An 18990-nucleotide genomic window follows, 5' to 3' on the forward strand; every position below is an offset into this window, starting at 1 on the left:
TAAAGATTATTTCAAGAAACGTTTGTAGCCAACATTATCAGTAATTTCTGCATACGGATAATTAATCTGCTCAAGCGTTTCAATCAATCCGTCAGGGTTTTGTTTCGCATCGGTTGCTTGTAAGCCAACTAAAACACGTCCTTCTGCTGCACCATGGTTACGGTAATGGAAGAGGGTAATGTTGTGAGTTGGACCTAAACGAGTTAAGAATGTTAAGAGGGCGCCTGGACGTTCAGGGAACTCAACACGGAACAATCTTTCATCATCTAGATTTGCGTGACCACCAATTAAATAACGAATATGTAATTTGGCAACTTCATCATCAGAGAGATCATCAACTACATAATTTTGTTGTTTTAATTGTTCCAAAATTTCATGACGCTCTGCATCTCCACCTTTTAAACTAATACCGACGAATACTTGCGCTTCGTCTGTATTGTTTGCGCGATAGTTAAACTCAGTGATATTGCGACCTTGTAAAGCACGACAGAAGCCTAAGAATGCGCCTTTTTCTTCAGATAAGGTAACTGCATAAATCGCTTCACGTTGCTCACCTAACTCGGTGCGTTCGGCAATATAGCGTAGGCGGTCAAAATTCATATTGGCGCCGCAAACAATCGACACCATATTTTTATTACTGATTTTATGCTCGTGAATATATTTTTTGATACCCGCTAAAGCCATTGCTCCAGAAGGTTCAACAATGCTGCGGTTTTCATCAAATGTGTCTTTAATTGCTGCACAGATTTCATCTGTATTCACAGTGACAATATCAGGATCAACAATTGGTCCTGAATTATCAGATTTGCGCAAACGAATAATATCAAATGGTAAAGCACCAATTTGTGCAACAGCTGTACCATCTGCAAATAGGCCTACATGTGGCAAAATTACACGTTCATTTGCTTCTAAAGCTGCTTTTAAACAAGCAGACTCTTCATATTCAACACCAACAACTTTTACGTGCGGTGCAACTTCACCAAGGTAAGCAGCTACGCCTGAGATAAGGCCACCACCACCTACAGCAACAAACACATATTCTACATCACGCCATTGACGTAATATTTCATTGGCAATTGTGCCTTGACCTGCAATGACAAGCTCGTCGTCATAAGGTGGAATAAATACAAGACCTTCAACTTCTGCACGTTGTTGAGCATATTTATTTGCGATATCAAAGCTATCGCCATGTAACACGACTTGGCCACCTAAGCGTTTAACAGCCTGAACTTTAATGTCAGGTGTTGTGCTTGGCATAACAATAATAGCTGGAATTCCTAGTCTTTGTCCTGACAATGCTACGCCTTGAGCATGGTTGCCAGCAGAGGCGCAAATTACTCCGCGTTCAAGTTGTTCTTTTGGTAATTGACTAATACGGTTATAGGCACCGCGTAATTTAAAAGAAAAAACGGGTTGTAAATCTTCACGCTTAAAACGAATTGTATTGTTTAATTTTTGACTAATTCGTGGAGCTGCTTCGAGAGGTGTTTCAATTGCAACATCATAAACCGTTGCTTGTAAAATTTGTCGTACCACACGAGACAGCATGTTCATCTTCCCTATAACAGTTTAAAATAGGAAATTATTGTAGCAAACCCTTGTGCATTTGCGCCGTTTATTGGCGCATAAATGTCAAAAAATAGTTGAGTGATGTAATGAGCCTATATGCAACCCAAGATGAAAAGAAACAAGCTGCTGCGAAAGCTGCTTTAAAACACTTACCCAAAGGTGGCATTTTGGGTGTTGGAACTGGAAGTACTGTAAATTTTTTAATTGATTTACTCCCAGAATTACAATTAGAAGCAGCTGTGGCAAGTTCTCAAGCAACTGCTGATCGTCTTAAAAAACTTGGTATTGAAGTGGTTGATATGAACCATGTAGGTAGCCTAGATGCTTATGTTGATGGTGCAGATGAGATTGATCGCCATATGCATATGATTAAAGGTGGCGGTGCTGCATTAACACGTGAGAAAATTGTTGCATCAATTGCTAAGAAGTTTGTGTGTATTGTTGATGATTCAAAATGGGTTGATCAACTTGGACGTGATTTTCCACTTCCAGTAGAAGTTATTCCAATGGCGCGTTCGGCTGTAGCTCGTAAATTGGTAAGTTTAGGTGGTGACCCAGTTTATCGTGAGGGTGTAGTTACAGATAACGGGAATGTTATTTTGGATGTTTTCAATCTTAATATTTTAAATGCTATTGAACTGGAAAAAATAATTAACAATATTCCTGGTGTGGTAACTAACGGTATCTTCGCCTTAAATCCTGCAACGATTGCAATTGTTGCAACGAATAATGGTATTGAAGAGCGTACAGCACAGTAATGTCTGCAAAAATGCCAGAGATTAAAATCGTTCGACACGTAAGAGCACGAAAATTGCGCTTACGTGTTGAGCCTGCTTCAATCCGTCTTACGGTTCCTTTATTTTGTAGTAAAAAACAAATTCAGCATTTTTTAGCACAATCTGAACAATGGTTAACCGAGACATGGAATAAGCAACAAAACGTCCAATCGGCATCCATTGATATTCCTTCAGAAATTTATTTCTTTAATAAAGAACAGCCATTTCAAGTCGTTGTTCAAAAGCAGCATCGTGTTTTTCAATTCGACTGGGAAAACAATTCTTTATTTATTAAAGACACACAGCCATATTTGGCATTGCAAAACGCAGTTATTGCTTATGCGAAACAAGAATTACCAGAGCTTTTGAAAGAATTAAGTGAGCACACTCAATTGGCTTATAGGGAATGCACAATTCGCCGCCCGAAAACTCGGTGGGGAAGTTGTAGTAGTCAGCATAATATTATGCTACATGCAGGGCTGGTGCTTATGTCACATGAAATTGCTCGCTATGTGGCTATTCATGAGTTGGCGCATACTAAACATTTTGACCATAGTCCTGCATTTTGGGCAGAAGTTGAAAAATACGATCCATATTTTCAAAAACACCGCAGACAACTTAAATCAAATCCATTGCCTGCATGGTGGTATGTTTCAGCTTAACTAAAGGCACATTCTAGTTGCGGTGTTTGTAAGCTATCGGGTGCTTTCCGGCTATCTAAACCTGCTTTAGCACTAATAATCTTATTTGCTTTAATAGATAATTGGATAAAGTTGTATTGTTGCGTCGAGTTATTTGGTTCGGCTGAACTTGAATTGAGTAAATAACTTGAGCTGGCAGCATCTGTTTGCAATAAATTATCGGTACTATCAGCACTTAAAGCAGCACGATAAATTTGTGAGCCTTTACTCAAGTCGATTTGACCGTTCGCACGAAAATTAAGCTGACATCCAGTTGAGGTGTCTTCATAGTGGCCCACTAAATAGTCTGTAGCTGGTAGGTTTGGATCTGATAGGTTGATGCTAGTTAAGCCTTGTTTGCATGGATAGGTTGATCCATTACACGTCGCTGTGGTGGTAAACCCAACAGCTCTACGGTAATCTCCAGCACCGTCAATGCGAATGAATGTTGTTGAATTTACAGTAGGAACAATTCCTGTATATTGTTTTTTTTGTAGAAGTTCATAACCCGTCTGATCTAAAGACTGTTGTGAATTAGCCTGAGCCAATTGCAAAGTAGATGCTTTTAGGTTGGTTCCAAAGTAATCGCGCGTTACTTTTTGATTAGCTGCAATATCTAACAGCGTATTTTTTAGTGGATCAATATTATCTGGAGCAGGTGTGAAAATAGGAGTGAAGGGTGTTTGATCCCCATGAAGTTTTTTCCCATCCAAAAAGCCATCTTTTAAATCAGTTGCTAAACTTTTAACAAGTTCTTGGTAGGTGTTTGCTCCGCCATGAATTGTTGACCAATATTGTAAGTAACCAAAGCTAAGATAACTATCTACATATGTACTAGGTTTAGTAGTTGAGTATCGCAATAAAGTTAAATTCAGAAGGGAATTAGCTGGACTTAAACTTGGAATGTCACCATCTTTAAACGCATTCATTAACGATTTGTAGACATCTTGAGAAGCTAAATCCACATGTAATTGCTCAATACGGGTTGGGTCAACCGTTTCTTGAGGGAGTTGTCCTGAACGTATGACAGCTCGTTGATAAACTGCTTCACTGCTTGGGCTAATGAATTGGATTCTGCCACTTACACTGTTTGGTGTAATAAATGCATGATAAATACCTGACAAATTTTGGTATTGTGGAGTAATGGGGTCAAACACTTGAGATGAGCTTTGAGTTGTAATTTCTACGCGATATAAACGATTCAATTTTGCAGTAGGAATTTTGACATTAAAGCTATTTAAACTCGCAATAGAAGTATCCACTAGAACAGCGTTGTTGGTGTTGTCATATACTTTAAGCTGGATATTACGCATTTCTACAGGGGTTTTTAAAGTAACATCAGTTGTTGCTTCAGGTGTAGGGTCAACTGGCGTTGGTGTAGTGGGTGAACTGCCTCCACTACTACCTCCACCTCCGCAACCAGTAAGGGCTACACTTAAAATGAATGTGCTCAAGCCAAGGTACGTGCGTAATTTTGTTTCTTTTGATTGTTGAAGCATCCTAGCTCTCCAAAAATTAATCTGGTATTTATTTGCTGATATTTATGTGGTTATGACAGTCCAGTAAGTGCTATCTGATTGTCGCTAAAATTAAAAAAATTAAAATTACCAAGCATGAAATGGTTTTGTAAGCTTGGACATCCTGTCATACTACTGCCCAAGTATAGATTCAAAAATTGAGGTAATGCACGTGATTTCTGTCGGAATTGTTGGTGGAACGGGTTATACAGGCGTTGAACTATTACGTATTTTATTACGACATCCTAAAGCGCAGGTTCGAGTTCTTACTTCACGTACAGAAGCGGGCAAACCAGTTGCAGATATGTTCCCTAATTTACGTGGACATACAGATCTTCAATTTTCAGATTTAAACATTGATGCATTAAAAGAGTGTGATGTTGTATTTTTTGCAACGCCACATGGTGTTGCCATGCAACATGCCAAAGATTTAATTGCAGCTGGAACTAAAGTTATTGATTTAGCAGCAGACTTTCGCTTACAAGATCTTGAACAATTTGAAAAATGGTATGGCATGGAGCATGCTTGTCCAGATGTACTAAAAGATTCTGTATATGGTCTAACTGAGTTAAACCGCGAAAAAATTAAACAAGCTCAAGTTATTGGTAACCCTGGTTGCTATCCAACGACTGTTCAATTAGGTTTAGCGCCACTATTAAAATCAGCACAAGCCCTGATTGAAACCAAAAATATTATTATTGATGCGAAGTCTGGTGTTTCTGGTGCTGGCCGTAAAGCAAGCTTGGGCATGATTTATAGTGAAAACGCTGATAACTTTAAAGCATATGGTGTTGCAGGTCATCGTCACCATCCAGAAATTGTAGAAGCCTTAGAAAATATTGCAGGACAAAAGGGCGGATTTGATGGGCTCTTATTTGTTCCGCATCTAGTACCGATGATTCGCGGTATGCTGAGTACAATTTATGTAGATTTGACAGAAGCTGGTAAGCAGACAGACTTACAAGCTTTGTATGAAAACTTCTATGCTAATGAAAAATTCGTAGATGTTATGCCTGCGAATAGTTCACCTGAAACACGTAGTGTACGTGGTGCGAATGAACTTCGTATTGCATTATATAAACCACAACCAAATAAACTGATTATTTTGGCAGCTCAAGATAACCTTGTAAAAGGTGCATCTGGTCAGGCTGTACAAAATATGAACCTTATGTTTGGCTTTAGTGAAGATGAAGGCTTACAAGGGATTGGTTTATTACCATAAAAAACTCTTTTTTGCTTCACACACATTTAAATTTCGATTTAAATGTGTGTCTTGACTCTGATCTTGAACACTGAGATGACGATGCAAAACTCTGGACAGACGACTTCGGCAGAAAGTTCGTTGCAAAAGAAAAATTTTTTAAACACTAATAAGCCTTTGTTTATTGGTGCTGCTATTTTAATGAGTGGTTGTTTTGCGCTCGGCTATACAATTGGGCACCGTCAAGGTTTAACTGTTGTTGGTTACGATGCAGATGCGGAGCAATTGGTTGAAGTGGTGCAAAAGCAAAAAACAGCTTTAGATGCAGTTAACAAAAGCCTTAATGCAGCGGTGCAAGAGCGTGATGTGGCTGTGACAAATGCAAATGATCTGTTTGAAGCGCTTAATCAAGCGAACGCCGATAAGACTCAGCAAGAAGGTATGAGTAATATCTACCGTGAGATTTTGAGACAGCGCGGTGGTTTGAGCTTAACAATCCAAAATCTGGCAATTAAACCTTTACCTGAAAACGCTTATGAATATCAGCTAGATTTAGTCCAAGTAAGTCCAAGTAAGCGCCGTGCTTTGGGTTCGGTTGAAATCAGATTGATTAAAGATACTGAAGTTTTAGTCGTACCGCTTGAAGCGAAGAACTTTAACTTTACTGACTTTGAGCGCTTAACCGGTCGTTGGACAATGCCTAAAGGTTTCACGCCTCAATTTATTGAGGTGCGTTTAACTGGTGGTTCTGATACACCGATTATTAAACGTTTTAGTTGGCAGCGTGGTAAACCTGTCGAAACATCTTCTGCTTTCGTGGCAGAAATTCCTCAAGCTGAAGCAAATTCACAATAGTAACATCCTATGCGAACAAATAAGCGTCAAACAAATTTAAAAGATATCAAGGCTTCTTTTCAGCAGTCTGGCTATGTCGATTGGCACTTCCACCCACGCTTAAGTGATTCGCAAAACGAAGATCATGATGGAGAGGTTGTTGTACAAACAGCTCCTCCTGAACTCAAGCGTCCCCCATTATATGCAGTCGTATTAATGAATGACGATTACACTCCAATGGACTTTGTAATTGAAATTTTACAACAATACTTTGCAATGAATCTTGACCAAGCAACTCAAGTAATGCTAACAGTACACTATGAAGGTAAAGGTATTGCCGGAGTCTATCCAAGAGACATCGCGGAAACTAAGGCAAACCTTGTTAATAATTACGCTCGATCGCAAGGTCATCCATTACTTTGCCAGATTGAGCCTAAAGCATAAGGGGGTTACATGCTCAGTCGTCAATTAGAAGTATCATTACGTTTGGCTGTTAGCATGGCTCGTCAAAAGAGACATGAGTTTCTTACAGTTGAACATTTATTATTAGCACTACTCGACAACGATTCAGCCGTGAATGCATTAAAAGCATGCGGGGCTGATATAGTTTCTTTGCGTAAAGAATTAGAAGAATATGTAGAACAACATACTCCTAAGCTTGGCGAAAATAGCGAGCAAGCGCCTCATCCAACAGAAAGTTTCGACCGCATTTTGCAACGTGCTATTTTTCACGTGCAATCAAGTGGCGGCGATCGTACTGTTGAAGGTGCAGATGTTTTGGTCGCAATGTATTCAGAGCGTGATTCTTTTGCTGTGTATTTACTTAAACGTCATCAAATCAATCGTTTGACATTGACTCAATACTTGTCTCATGGGACACGTAAAGACGAAGTACAAGTTGAAGAAGAAGTTGAAGATATTGAAGGTGAAACTAGCGCAAGCAATGCAGGGCCACTTGAGCTTTATACGCTGAATCTAAATGTTGAAGCGCAAAAAGGCAAAACAGACCCATTGATTGGTCGTGAAAAAGAAATTGAGCGTACAGCTCAAATTCTGTGTCGCCGTCGCAAAAACAATCCATTGCTTGTAGGTGATCCGGGTGTGGGTAAAACCTCGATTGCTGAAGGTTTGGCATGGTTAATTGTGAATGGTAAGGCGCCTAAACCTTTAAGTCAGGCTGAAATCTATAGTCTAGACATTGGTGCATTAGTTGCTGGAACTAAATATCGCGGTGACTTTGAAAAGCGTTTAAAACAATTGCTTAATGCATTGAAGAAAAATCCAAATGCGATTTTATTCATTGATGAGATTCATATGATCATTGGTGCAGGCTCAAGTATGGGCAGCACAATGGATGCATCAAATCTTATTAAGCCAGCTTTAGCTAATGGTACTTTACGTTGTATTGGTTCAACGACTTTCCAAGAATATCGTCAGGTTTTTGAAAAAGACCATGCGTTATCTCGTCGTTTCCAAAAGATTGATGTCAATGAGCCAAGTATTGCTGAAACGATTGATATTTTACGTGGATTGAAAACTAAGTTTGAAGATTTCCACCACGTACAATATGACGATAAGGCTTTGGTATCAGCTGTAGAGCTTTCTGCTAAATTCATTAATGATCGTTTCTTGCCAGATAAGGCAATTGATGTCATTGATGAAGCAGGTGCTCAACGCCGTTTGAAAGCTGAAACTGATGATAGCTTGATTACCGTAGAGAATATCGAAGATATCGTTTCTAAGATTGCTCGTATTCCACCAAAAACTGTGTCTAAAGATGATAAGTCAGTGCTTGAAAATCTTGAGCGTGATTTGAAACGTGTGGTGTTTGGTCAAGATGAAGCAATTACTGCATTAGGCTCAGCGATCAAGTTATCTCGTGCTGGATTGAAGTCACCAGATAAACCAGTGGGTAGTTTTGTTTTTGCTGGTCCAACAGGTGTAGGTAAAACTGAGGTTACTAAGCAACTCGCTAAATTATTGGGTGTAGAGCTTGTACGTTTCGATATGTCTGAATATATGGAACGTCATGCAGTTTCACGCTTAATTGGTGCACCTCCAGGGTATGTGGGTTATGACCAAGGTGGTTTGCTTACTGATGCGATTCACAAAAATCCGCATTGTGTCTTGTTGCTTGATGAAATTGAAAAAGCACATCCAGATGTGTTTAATCTATTGCTACAAATCATGGATCATGGCGCTTTAACGGATAACAATGGACGTAAGTCAGACTTTAGAAATGTGATTATTGTTCTGACTACGAATATTGGAGCAGAAAGTATTTCTCGCGCGAGCATTGGTTTCACGGAACAAGATCATAGTTCTGATAACCAAGAAGCGATGAAACGTGCTTTCTCTCCAGAGTTCCGTAACCGTTTAGATGGTGTTATTCAATTCAAAGCATTGCCAACAACTGTGATTGAGTCTGTAGTCGACAAATTCTTGACAGAATTACAAGCGCAATTGGATGAAAAACAAGTTGTTCTGGATGTTGATCAAAGTGCACGAGATTGGTTAGCTACAAATGGTTATGATCGTTTGATGGGTGCTCGTCCAATGCAACGTCTCATTCAAGAGCACTTGAAGAAACCACTCGCTGAAATGATTCTGTTTGGTGAACTTGCAGATCATGGTGGTAACGTGGCTGTATCGGTGAAAAAAGAAGATGGTAAAGCTGTCGGCTTAAAACTTGAAGTGTTTGAAGATCATCATACGGCAGAACCAGCATAACTTATGTTAATTGATAGTCTTGCTATAACCCGAATACTCAGTGTATTCGGGTTATTTATTATCACGGCAATTGCTGAAATTCTTGGTTGTTATTTTCCTTATCTGATTTTAAAAGAGGGTAAGTCGGCTTGGCTGTGGCTACCTACGGTCTTAAGTCTGGCTATCTTTGTATGGTTGTTGACTTTACATCCGGCAGCTTCTGGGCGCATTTATGCGGCCTATGGCGGTATCTATATTTTTACTGCGCTTATGTGGCTACGCTTTGTTGATCAGGTGGGATTAACAAGATGGGATATATTAGGTGGTCTAATTGTGCTTTGTGGAGCTGGTTTAATTATTTTGCAACCTCAAGGGTTGATTCGTTAATGCATCATTGAATCAAATCTTAAGCGAGAAAATAAGAAGTTTTTTTCAAAAAAAAGACTTGTCAAACTCATCAACAATGCGTATTTTAGTTTTAAGGAACATTTTTTAATATTTGAGATAAAGATGTTAAATCAATCTGTGAACACTAACGCTTATTATTACTTTTGGCAATTTAGATAGTTGCCTGAGCGTATTCGGGCATAAGAAAGTTGCCCATCACAGTTAATACCTGATCGGCAACCCCGATCAGGTTTTTTTATGCTTTATTTTTTTAGAATCGAGGAACTTAAAATGAACAACATGACTTATTCGTACTTTAGCAACTTTTATTGGTTTTACTTTTGCTTACCTTTACCAACGAATAGATCCAAAACGCTCAAATAAATGATCGGACTGAGTAGATTGCAGTCCCAAGGAAAAAACCAATGAATGCCCTAAATACTTTACTGACTCAAACCAATACAAAAGAAACACCAGTTAGTTTACCTATCCAGTTAAAAGCGAAATACCCGCTTGCACACTCTTTCGCACGTCAAATTGCCGAACATCGCCAAATTATTCAAAATATTCTTAACGGCAACGATCATCGTCTAATGGTAATTACAGGGCCTTGTTCAATTCATGATCCAGTTGCAGTACTTGAATACGCTGAAAAACTGCAAAAATTACAAGAAAAAGTTAAAGATCAGATTTTTATCGTGATGCGCACATACATTGAAAAACCACGTACCACAGTTGGTTGGAAAGGGTTCATGTATGATCCAAATTTAGATGGTTCATCAAATTTACAACTTGGTTTGGAAAAATCTCGTGAACTCTACCTACAGATTATTGAAAAGGGTTTGCCAATTGCGAGTGAAATTTTAAGTCCAATGGCAACTGGCTATTTTGATGATTTATTGGCTTGGGGTGCAATTGGGGCTCGTACAAGCGAATCTCAGATTCACCGTGAAATCTCAAGTCATATGCCATACAGTATTGGTTTCAAGAATGGTACTGATGGCTCAATTCAGATTGCATTAGATGCGATTCAGTCCGCGCAAAATGAACATCAATTTTTAGGAATGAATCAACAAGGCTTGCCTTCAGTGATTCAGAGTGCTGGAAATCCATTACCACATTTGATCTTGCGTGGTGCAAATCATGGACCAAATTACGATTTAGCTTCAATTCAGGCGATACGCGAAAAGTACAAACAAAATTTACCTGCACTGGTGATTGATTGTAGTCATGGTAACAGCGGTAAGGATCCATTGCGTCAGCCAGAAGTTTTACAGCAAATCGTTGCTGAACGTTTAAAAACACAAGTTCGAGGTGTCATGATTGAAAGTCATTTGGTTGATGGTAACCAAAAGATTTCTTGTGATATGACTTATGGCCAGTCAGTAACTGATGGTTGTTTAGGGTGGGAAAAAACAGAGCAGCTTTTATTAAATGTCTCGAAGCAATTAAAGACAAAAGAATTAGCTCATTCCGCTTAATTATTTTAGATTTTAAAAAGGGATCTATAAATAGATCCCTTTATTTTTTAAGAAGCATGTTTGAGTTCGGATAAGAATGTAGTAATTTCATGCCCAAACTTTTTAGGTTCTGTTAATAAAGGGGTGTGACCTGAGCGTTCAAAATATATTGCTTTTGCATGCTCAACACTATGTGCAATGAGCGTTTGCCCAGTTTCTGGATAAAGTGTCGAATTACGACCAATAAAGAAAGTGGTAGGACATGCTAACTGCTGAATTGCTTCTCGATAATCTTCATTATGATAAAGATAGTTTTCAACATACCAAAACAAGTAATCTAAACGTTGAATAGGTAATAAATATTTTTGTAGAAAAGGCTGTTTTAAAGCTGTTTTAAAAACTAGTGGACTAAATGGATTGCTACTTTGTAACTCAATAAAATCTACCCATAGACGGACTAGTTCTTGTCGATCTGGAAGAGATAGTTCATAAAGATATTTGGCGTTTTTATGCTTTAGCAATAATTGATAAATATCATTTAATAGTTGTTTGAACTGGGTGTGAAGAGGGCCGAATAAACCATATTCCCAAGTTGAATCTACTGATATTTTGGGTGTCTGATCAATATGTAAATAGGCTTTTAACTGCTGTGCCAGTTGAGCGTGTTTCATGCCATGCATGGCAGTTGTTGCGCCCATTGAATAACCCATCAAGATAAAGTTATCGAGTTTTAATTGATCTATCAAATGAGCAACATCTTGCCAATGACTAGAAATGGCATCTTGCTCGGGAATTGCACAATTCTTTGATCCACCGAAACCACGCCAGTCTGGAATAATAAACTCATATTCTTTGCGGTTTGCATAAATAAACGGTAGCCACTGCCAACTTTGCATGCCAAGGCCAGATAAAACCAAAACAGGCTCACCACGACCAACACGGCGTACAAATAAATTTTCCCGATCGGGCATGGTGTAATACGGCATGGCTATTCTCCAGATGGGTTATCTTGGGTAAAGCGTTTTAATTGAGGGATGACTTGTTCCAACCATTTGATCCATTCACTTTCCATCGTAATTCCAAGTTCTAAGATCATTTTGTGGATGTATAACACACGGTCATTTAGATCATCACTGTCTTTAAAATCTTTATCATAAATACTTTGATAAAGTTTGAGCTTCTCTTGATGTAAACCAAGATGCCTTAACAGTTCAGGTAATATCTGATTATTGCTCAATTGTGCTTCTGCACGCAATCTAACCATTAAATCATCACGAAGCTGCGCAGGTTCACTTTGTTGCGTCATCCATGAAGCCAGTTCTATACGACCCAGTTGTTCGACCTGATATGTTTTTTTTCGGCCATTATCCATTTCATTTTCTAAAGTGGAAACCCAGCCTTTTTTAAGCATGTTATTGAGTTCACGATAAATTTGCTGGTGAGTGGCATTCCAGAAAAAGCCCATTGAGCGGTCAAAGCGACGGGCAAGTTCAAACCCTGTACTTGGACGTTCAAGCAAGCTGGTCAATAAAACATGAGGAAGTGACATGGCAATCCAGTTTGTAAGCAAAAGTAAAGTGTGACTCATGAGATTATGCAACATGTTGCATAAAAGTCAAAATTTGATTATAAATTTATGCAACAAGTTGCATTAGCAAGCTTATTGCTAGCCATAGGAGAAAATATGTCAGCTTATCCACATTTATTAAAGCCACTTGATTTAGGCTTTACTACTTTAAAAAACCGTGTGCTTATGGGGTCGATGCACATTGGATTAGAAGAAGCACCGCAAGGATATGAGCGCATGGCTGCGTTTTATGCTGAGCGTGCAAAAGGTGATGTGGGTTTAATTGTAACTGGCGGTGTTTCTCCAAATGATGATGGTGTTGTATTTAGCCACGGGACCAAACTAGATACAGTTGAAGAAGCTGAAAAACATAAAGTGATTACCCAAGCTGTCCATGAAGCTGGGGGTAAAATTGCTATGCAGATTTTACATACGGGTCGTTATTCTTATCAGGCAAATAACGTTGCGCCTTCAGCAATTCAAGCACCGATTAACCCGATTAAGCCTAAAGCTTTAAGCTCTGCCGAAGTACAACAAACCATTGATGACTTTGCTAACTGCGCCAAACTTGCTCAGTATGCGGGCTATGATGGCGTAGAAATCATGGGCTCTGAAGGTTATTTAATTAATGAATTTATTGCAGCTCGAACGAATCATCGTGATGATGAATGGGGCGGTAGTTACGAAAATCGTATCCGCTTCCCAATTGAAATTGTAAAGCGTACGCGTGAATTAGTCGGTGAAAACTTTATCATTATTTATCGTCTATCCATGCTTGATTTAGTTGAAGGCGGTTCAAGTTTTGATGAAGTAATTCAGCTTGCAAAAGAAATTGAAAAAGCGGGTGCAACGATTATTAATACTGGGATTGGTTGGCATGAGGCGCGTATTCCAACAATTGCAACCAAAGTTCCGCGTGCTGCATTTACTTGGGTGACTGAAAAACTCAAAGGTGAAGTCTCAATTCCTTTAATTACTTCTAACCGAATCAATACGCCTGAAATGGCTGAACATGTATTGGCATCTGGTCATGCTGATATGGTGTCTATGGCACGACCAATGTTAGCTGATGCTGAGTTTGTCTTGAAAGCAAGTCAAGGCCGTAGTGATGAAATTAATACGTGTATTGGGTGCAACCAAGCTTGTTTAGATCATATTTTCTCAATGAAAATTGCAACTTGTTTAGTAAACCCGCGTGCATGTTATGAAACTGAACTGATCTTTAAAGAAGCTCAGGTTAAAAAGAATATCGCTGTTATTGGCGCGGGTCCGGCAGGTTTAAGTTTTGCGGTATATGCAGCTGATCGCGGGCATCAAGTTAAAATTTTTGAGGCCAGTCATCAAATTGGTGGTCAGTTTAATATTGCAAAAACAGTCCCTGGAAAAGAAGAGTTCTACGAAACTTTACGCTACTTTAGCCGTCAAATTGAATTGCGACCAAATATTGAACTTGTGTTAAATCATCAAGCAACTTATGAAGAATTAAGCCAAGCAAATTTTGATGAAATTGTGGTTGCAACAGGTGTAACGCCTCGTCAATTACAGTTTGAGGGAATTGATCATCCTAAAGTACTGAGCTATTTACAGGTTTTAAAAGAGCGTGTGCCAGTAGGACAACGTGTTGCCATTATTGGAGCGGGTGGTATTGGTTTCGACACAGCTGAATATCTTACTCATGAAGGTGAAAGTGGCAGCTTAAATCCAGAAAAGTTTTATGAAGAATGGGGAATCGATACTCAATATGAACATGTAGGCGGTTTAAAACAGCCAAAAGTTGAGGCCTCTGAACGAGAAATCTATTTACTACAACGTAAAACTGCTGCTGTAGGTGCTGGTTTAGGTAAAACAACAGGCTGGATTCATCGCACAGGACTAAAAAATCGTCAGGTCAAAATGTTTGCAGGTGTGCAATACGACAAGGTAGACGATCAAGGTTTACATATTACTGTGGATGGGAAACCAAGTGTACTTGAGGTTGACCATGTGGTGATTTGCGCAGGCCAAGAGTCATTTACTGCAATGTATGATCAGTTAAAAACAGATGGAAAAAAAGTTCATTTAATTGGTGGCGCTAAAGAGGCAGGTGAACTAGATGCAAAACGTGCAATACGCCAAGGCGCTGAATTAGCAGCAACACTATAAATTTTTATGGGCATTTTTTTAAAGAGAAATGCCCATTACTTCTTTGGTTAAATTATAGGATATAAAAAAACAATGACACTCGAAACAACAAAACAGTCTTTAGAAAAATGGCATGAAATGGTTCAGGCTGGTAACTTATCCGATCTAAATGACTTGCTGGCGGATGAAGTGGTTTTTCGCTCACCAGTTGCTTACAAACCTTATGAAGGAAAGCAGGTCGTTTTCTTCATTCTTACCAATGTGATTCAGGTGTTCGAAGACTTTACCTATCATCGTGAGTTTTATACAGAAGACGGTGAAAATGTAGTGCTTGAGTTCAGTGCCAATGTTAGTGGTAAATCATTAAAAGGTATTGATATGATTCGTTTTAATGAACAAGGCAAAATTATTGATTTTGAAGTAATGATACGTCCAATGAGTGGCTTAGCTGCATTGGCTGAACAAATGGGTATAAGAATTGCTAAATTTCAACCTCAATAATTTTAGTGAATAGCCTAAGTAAGTAAGATAGAGATCAATAAAATGTGGTTAAAGCTTTCAACTCTAGCATTGCTTCCTGTACTGTTTGTACAGGGAACAAAGGTTCGTAAGAATACGCCACGCTTGCTAGAAGCCAGTGGTGAGAGACAAGGCATCGTTGGTAATGGAAGACCTCTATCATTACTTATTTTAGGAGACTCTGCCGCAGCGGGTGTTGGGGTAGAAACCCAAAAAGATGCTTTATCTGGTGCGATTATTTCTGAGTTGCAAGATCAATATTCGATACGCTGGAAACTGCATGCAAAAACAGGTGATACAACTAAGCAGGTTTTTCAAGCAGTACAGCATTTAGAGCAGCAAAATTACGATGTGGTGGTTACGTCGATTGGTGTTAATGATGTCATAAAACTAACCTCAGCAAGTTCATGGATAAAACAACAAAAACAATTATTTCAATATATACAGGCACGTTTTCAGCCTAAGCTCATTATTGTTTCTGGTGTTCCGCCAATGCAGCATTTCCCAGCGTTACCAAATCCATTGGCTTGGTTGTTTGGAAAATATGCGGAACAAATGAATCAGGTACTAGATAAATGGTTAGAATCACAAAACCAATTTAGATTCATTCAATATGATATTGGGCATTTTCAAGCGATGAATCTGCCTATGGCAAGTGATGGCTTTCATCCGAGTAAGGAAATTTATGCAATTTGGGGACAACAGGTTGCAGCATTAGTGCGGCAATCATTTAACTCATAATCAGAGGTAGTGATTGGAAATGGGCATATCTACTTTAAATAAAATTAAAGCTTTCGGTTCAGAATTGTTCGATTCGGTATTAGGTGCTGAACAGCCAAAAATCTATTATGACCCAAACGGGAAAATAAAAGATATTCTGGAGAAATTGCCCCAGCTCAAGCAAAAATATCGGCCCACACCGTGGTTGAGCAACAATCACGTTCATCTTTTGTATTTTGATATCATTAGAAAAAAAACTATCAAACTTGAATATGACCGTATTGATCAGCTCACTATGAAAGATGGTGGCGTAACTGCGATCGCGTGGTATGGCTATGATCTTCCTCCAGATACTCCAACTGTTGTCATTATGCATACCATTACAGGAACACCTGAAAGTATGCGTGAACTTGTGAAAGACATACATCATTATACGGGATGGAGAATAGCACTATGCTTACGCCGTGGGCATGCTGGCTTACCTATGCCTGTGCCACAGATTTCTCTTTTTGGATCAACAAGCGACCTTAAAGAGCAACTTGAGCATATTCAAAAATTATTCCCTAAAACGGATTTATACGCAGTAGGTTCCTCTGCCGGGACAGGGCTACTAGTTCGTTACTTAGGAGAGCAAGGTACTGACACGCCATTTAAAGCTGCTTTTGCAATGTGTCCGGGCTACAACACAGAGATTGGCTTTAAAAATGTTCATCCATTTTATAGCAAAATGATGACCAAAAAGTTATTCAAGTATTTTATTCATCCTTATCAAAGTACTTGGAACCAGGTTGCTTCTTTAGAAAAGGTTCTTGCAACGACAAGTCTAGAAGAGTTTGAGAAAGAATATTTTGAAATGGCTGGCTTTGAAGATTATCAAAGCTATTGCCAAGCCATTAATCCAATTTATGTATTTGAGAATGTAAAAATACCATTAATGATTCTTAATGCTGAGGATGATCCAGTCTGTTCTATTAAAAATTTGGAACCTTACAAAGAAACGATTCAGCAAATGAGTAATATTGCGGTAATCACCACAAAAAAAGGAAGTCACTGTGGCTTTTACGAAGGATGGAAAAGTACCTCATGGGCGGCCAAATTAATATCAAATTATTTTTTGGTCGAACATAAGCAATAATTGTAACTTCGCAATAAGTTAAATAAAGCCCATTCAACAGATGGGCTTTATAATTTATTAGATCAAGATAAAAGCAATTTAGGATCTTTTAGTCCAATTTTGATTTTTGTGCTAGCCACGAGGTCTTTTTCATCTGTTTGGTTGGGGTGAAAGTCAAATCGATAATAATCAAAAAATTGGGGGATCAATGTTCTATATTGTTTATTCGCAAAACTAAAGAACTTACGCCAAGATTTGAAATTTAAGAGTTGATGATCCCGTTTCATAAGAACAAATTGATAAATTGTTGAAAAACCAGTAATCAAAAATAGACTTAAAGTAAAGACTGTAATGCGAGGAAGGTATGCGCTTAAGCCACTTCCATATAAATGTTGATAGAGATCAAAGGCCACAGCTTTATGTTCAGTTTCTTCAATACTATGCCATAGCCATAAATTGCGAATAGTTGAGTCCGTCATCAATTCATTAACAGATTTCATCATACTAACCACAAGTACTGCGGTGTAGTGTTCAAGACCTACCGTTACAAGTAGGTTCCATTTTTTACTAAAAACTTTTTCAATACTCTTTAAAACGATGCCAGTTACTTTTTCTAAAGATTCTGGATCTAAACCATATTGCTGTGCACTTACATGAAAAGCATGATGTTCTTTAGAGTGCATAGCTTCTTGGCCAATAAAAGCACTAATTTCACGATCTAAAATTTCATTCGACTTTGCTTTAGCACGTAAAGCTCGAACAGAGCGAACGAAATATGATTCACCTTCAGGGAACAATGTAGATAAACCAGTAAAATAATGGGTAAAAGTGGGTTCGTTATTACACCAGTAGCGAGGTACATTTTCAAAATTATAGTCCATACGACGGACTGGAAATGAGGCGGGGACACGATTTGATACAGTATTCATTCTAAGCTCCAATCTTCTTTTAATTAAAGTTCCAAAAAGGAACTTATTAAAAAAACTACATCGCTCTAAATTTATCGTCAATGTTTTTTGAGGTGAAACAAGTAGATTGTCCCTAATTGATATCTAGGGAAACTTTAAAGATAAAATGCGAAGAAAAAGTAAAACTGTTTATTAAATTTAATAATACTTAAAAGCCCAAATTGATGGTTCAATTTGGGCATATGTGTTTACGAACTTAGTTTTTAAGCGCTGGAGTAGCAGCAGCAATTGCAGCAGCAACAGCATCATCTTCAGTTTGAGATGGTTCGGCTGGCTTAGCTGGTTTTGACTGAACCTTTTCAGGTTTTGGCTCTGCTTTTGGCTCAGGCTTAGGTTCAGGTTTTGGTTTCGGCTCTGCTTTAGGTTGCTCAGAAACTGTTGTTTGTGAATTTTGATCAGGTTGGGTAGGGCGAGTTTCACGGCGAATTTCAGTTGTCGTATTCGCTGTTTCTTCACGATGAACTTCAACTTGCGTTGGTTCCTGAGTTTGAGCTTCTTCAGTTTGAACACTTTCTAAGGACTCAAATTTTGCAGGTTCAGCAGGTGTAGGTTCTGAAACAGCAGTTTCAACCTTTTCTTGCTCTTCTTCTTTAGGTGTTTCTTTTTTGACACATGCGGTTAACAATAGTCCAGCTGCAATTGCAGCACAGATTAAAAGTTTTTTATTTGCCATTGTCCTAAACAACATTTAATTGAGGAGTTGGCATTATAACAGCAAAAGAGAATGAAAAAATCATGTGAGATTGACCTAAATTTTTATTAAAAATGCTGATAGAATAGCCAGTTGTTTAATGATCTTTGAATTGATGCGGTTTGACTTTGCTTTATAGGGGCAGAGTACAGTAAAA

18 protein-coding genes are annotated in these 18990 nt (G+C 38.5%); 12 read left to right on the top strand and 6 right to left on the bottom strand.

The features are described from left to right. Positions 1-6: 6 nt before the first annotated feature. Positions 7-1554 (bottom strand): threonine ammonia-lyase, biosynthetic, encoded by a 1548-nt coding sequence (gene ilvA / locus ACTJJH_RS01655; protein ID WP_440600605.1) that lies wholly within the window; start codon positions 1552-1554, stop codon positions 7-9. A gap of 101 nt (positions 1555-1655) precedes the next feature. Here ilvA and rpiA point away from each other — a divergent pair, with 101 nt between their 5' ends. Together rpiA and ACTJJH_RS01665 are read left to right on the top strand one after the other, a co-directional pair. Beyond that, complete coding sequence (gene rpiA, locus ACTJJH_RS01660) at positions 1656-2327, top strand: ribose-5-phosphate isomerase RpiA (protein WP_440600606.1); 672 nt, start codon at positions 1656-1658, stop codon at positions 2325-2327. Beyond that, positions 2327-3007: a YgjP family zinc-dependent metalloprotease gene (locus tag ACTJJH_RS01665; protein WP_033847246.1), complete on the top strand. Its 681-nt coding sequence runs from the start codon at positions 2327-2329 to the stop codon at positions 3005-3007. Before rpiA ends, ACTJJH_RS01665 begins: the two co-directional genes overlap by 1 nt. On the opposite strand, the gene ACTJJH_RS01670 is transcribed toward ACTJJH_RS01665, so the two are convergent. Next, entirely contained in the window at positions 3004-4524 is a 1521-nt protein-coding gene (locus ACTJJH_RS01670; RefSeq protein WP_440600607.1) for a hypothetical protein, read from the bottom strand. The genes ACTJJH_RS01665 and ACTJJH_RS01670 overlap by 4 nt on opposite strands. Positions 4525-4708: 184 nt before the next feature. Here ACTJJH_RS01670 and argC point away from each other — a divergent pair, with 184 nt between their 5' ends. From argC to ACTJJH_RS01700, 6 genes are all read left to right on the top strand, one after another. Next, positions 4709-5764, top strand: coding sequence for an N-acetyl-gamma-glutamyl-phosphate reductase (gene argC / locus ACTJJH_RS01675; protein WP_080759682.1), 1056 nt, complete (start codon positions 4709-4711; stop codon positions 5762-5764). 75 nt (positions 5765-5839) lie between these two features. Further along, a complete protein-coding gene (locus ACTJJH_RS01680; RefSeq protein WP_080759683.1) occupies positions 5840-6598 on the top strand; it encodes a DUF6776 family protein in 759 nt (252 codons plus the stop codon). 9 nt (positions 6599-6607) lie between these two features. Further along, positions 6608-7021, top strand: coding sequence for an ATP-dependent Clp protease adapter ClpS (gene clpS / locus ACTJJH_RS01685; RefSeq protein ID WP_002121129.1), 414 nt, complete (start codon positions 6608-6610; stop codon positions 7019-7021). 9 nt (positions 7022-7030) lie between these two features. Beyond that, positions 7031-9307 (top strand): ATP-dependent Clp protease ATP-binding subunit ClpA, encoded by a 2277-nt coding sequence (clpA, locus tag ACTJJH_RS01690; protein ID WP_032036333.1) that lies wholly within the window; start codon positions 7031-7033, stop codon positions 9305-9307. 3 nt (positions 9308-9310) lie between these two features. Next, positions 9311-9673, top strand: a complete 363-nt coding sequence (locus tag ACTJJH_RS01695; protein ID WP_005069026.1) for a YnfA family protein — start codon at positions 9311-9313, stop codon at positions 9671-9673. 425 nt (positions 9674-10098) lie between these two features. Beyond that, positions 10099-11154, top strand: coding sequence for a 3-deoxy-7-phosphoheptulonate synthase (locus ACTJJH_RS01700; protein ID WP_005069028.1), 1056 nt, complete (start codon positions 10099-10101; stop codon positions 11152-11154). A gap of 47 nt (positions 11155-11201) precedes the next feature. Here ACTJJH_RS01700 and ACTJJH_RS01705 read toward each other — a convergent pair whose 3' ends face one another. Together ACTJJH_RS01705 and ACTJJH_RS01710 are read right to left on the bottom strand one after the other, a co-directional pair. Next, positions 11202-12119 (bottom strand): alpha/beta fold hydrolase, encoded by a 918-nt coding sequence (locus ACTJJH_RS01705; RefSeq protein WP_002120883.1) that lies wholly within the window; start codon positions 12117-12119, stop codon positions 11202-11204. 2 nt (positions 12120-12121) lie between these two features. Next, entirely contained in the window at positions 12122-12682 is a 561-nt protein-coding gene (locus tag ACTJJH_RS01710) for a PadR family transcriptional regulator (RefSeq protein ID WP_174747918.1), read from the bottom strand. A gap of 135 nt (positions 12683-12817) precedes the next feature. On the opposite strand from ACTJJH_RS01710, the gene ACTJJH_RS01715 reads away from it, so the two are divergent. The 4 genes from ACTJJH_RS01715 to ACTJJH_RS01730 all read left to right on the top strand — a co-directional run bounded on the left by ACTJJH_RS01715 (position 12818) and on the right by ACTJJH_RS01730 (position 17195). Beyond that, on the top strand, positions 12818-14842 hold the full coding sequence (locus ACTJJH_RS01715) for an oxidoreductase (protein ID WP_440600608.1): 2025 nt from the start codon (positions 12818-12820) through the stop codon (positions 14840-14842). 72 nt (positions 14843-14914) lie between these two features. Further along, on the top strand, positions 14915-15322 hold the full coding sequence (locus ACTJJH_RS01720) for a nuclear transport factor 2 family protein (protein ID WP_005069036.1): 408 nt from the start codon (positions 14915-14917) through the stop codon (positions 15320-15322). A 42-nt stretch (positions 15323-15364) separates the two neighbouring features. Next, positions 15365-16081 (top strand): SGNH/GDSL hydrolase family protein, encoded by a 717-nt coding sequence (locus tag ACTJJH_RS01725; RefSeq protein ID WP_440600609.1) that lies wholly within the window; start codon positions 15365-15367, stop codon positions 16079-16081. 19 nt (positions 16082-16100) lie between these two features. Then, positions 16101-17195 (top strand): YheT family hydrolase, encoded by a 1095-nt coding sequence (locus ACTJJH_RS01730; protein ID WP_032036318.1) that lies wholly within the window; start codon positions 16101-16103, stop codon positions 17193-17195. A gap of 62 nt (positions 17196-17257) precedes the next feature. Here ACTJJH_RS01730 and ACTJJH_RS01735 read toward each other — a convergent pair whose 3' ends face one another. Both ACTJJH_RS01735 and ACTJJH_RS01740 read right to left on the bottom strand, forming a co-directional pair. Beyond that, positions 17258-18103: a metal-dependent hydrolase gene (locus ACTJJH_RS01735; RefSeq protein WP_440600610.1), complete on the bottom strand. Its 846-nt coding sequence runs from the start codon at positions 18101-18103 to the stop codon at positions 17258-17260. 235 nt (positions 18104-18338) lie between these two features. After that, positions 18339-18815, bottom strand: coding sequence for an internalin (locus ACTJJH_RS01740; RefSeq protein ID WP_199112709.1), 477 nt, complete (start codon positions 18813-18815; stop codon positions 18339-18341). Positions 18816-18990 lie beyond the last annotated feature (175 nt).

The sequence above is a fragment of the Acinetobacter sp. 22301 genome, from assembly GCF_052045285.1.
GTDB classification, from domain to species: Bacteria; Pseudomonadota; Gammaproteobacteria; order Pseudomonadales; family Moraxellaceae; genus Acinetobacter; species Acinetobacter pittii.

Coding starts and splice junctions, on each gene's coding strand:
- ilvA (WP_440600605.1), bottom strand. CDS start 1,554: ATGAACATGCTGTCTCGTGTGGTACGACAAATTTTACAAGCAACGGTT.
- rpiA (WP_440600606.1), top strand. CDS start 1,656: ATGAGCCTATATGCAACCCAAGATGAAAAGAAACAAGCTGCTGCGAAA.
- ACTJJH_RS01665 (WP_033847246.1), top strand. CDS start 2,327: ATGTCTGCAAAAATGCCAGAGATTAAAATCGTTCGACACGTAAGAGCA.
- ACTJJH_RS01670 (WP_440600607.1), bottom strand. CDS start 4,524: ATGCTTCAACAATCAAAAGAAACAAAATTACGCACGTACCTTGGCTTG.
- argC (WP_080759682.1), top strand. CDS start 4,709: ATGCACGTGATTTCTGTCGGAATTGTTGGTGGAACGGGTTATACAGGC.
- ACTJJH_RS01680 (WP_080759683.1), top strand. CDS start 5,840: ATGACGATGCAAAACTCTGGACAGACGACTTCGGCAGAAAGTTCGTTG.
- clpS (WP_002121129.1), top strand. CDS start 6,608: ATGCGAACAAATAAGCGTCAAACAAATTTAAAAGATATCAAGGCTTCT.
- clpA (WP_032036333.1), top strand. CDS start 7,031: ATGCTCAGTCGTCAATTAGAAGTATCATTACGTTTGGCTGTTAGCATG.
- ACTJJH_RS01695 (WP_005069026.1), top strand. CDS start 9,311: ATGTTAATTGATAGTCTTGCTATAACCCGAATACTCAGTGTATTCGGG.
- ACTJJH_RS01700 (WP_005069028.1), top strand. CDS start 10,099: ATGAATGCCCTAAATACTTTACTGACTCAAACCAATACAAAAGAAACA.
- ACTJJH_RS01705 (WP_002120883.1), bottom strand. CDS start 12,119: ATGCCGTATTACACCATGCCCGATCGGGAAAATTTATTTGTACGCCGT.
- ACTJJH_RS01710 (WP_174747918.1), bottom strand. CDS start 12,682: ATGTCACTTCCTCATGTTTTATTGACCAGCTTGCTTGAACGTCCAAGT.
- ACTJJH_RS01715 (WP_440600608.1), top strand. CDS start 12,818: ATGTCAGCTTATCCACATTTATTAAAGCCACTTGATTTAGGCTTTACT.
- ACTJJH_RS01720 (WP_005069036.1), top strand. CDS start 14,915: ATGACACTCGAAACAACAAAACAGTCTTTAGAAAAATGGCATGAAATG.
- ACTJJH_RS01725 (WP_440600609.1), top strand. CDS start 15,365: ATGTGGTTAAAGCTTTCAACTCTAGCATTGCTTCCTGTACTGTTTGTA.
- ACTJJH_RS01730 (WP_032036318.1), top strand. CDS start 16,101: ATGGGCATATCTACTTTAAATAAAATTAAAGCTTTCGGTTCAGAATTG.
- ACTJJH_RS01735 (WP_440600610.1), bottom strand. CDS start 18,103: ATGAATACTGTATCAAATCGTGTCCCCGCCTCATTTCCAGTCCGTCGT.
- ACTJJH_RS01740 (WP_199112709.1), bottom strand. CDS start 18,815: ATGGCAAATAAAAAACTTTTAATCTGTGCTGCAATTGCAGCTGGACTA.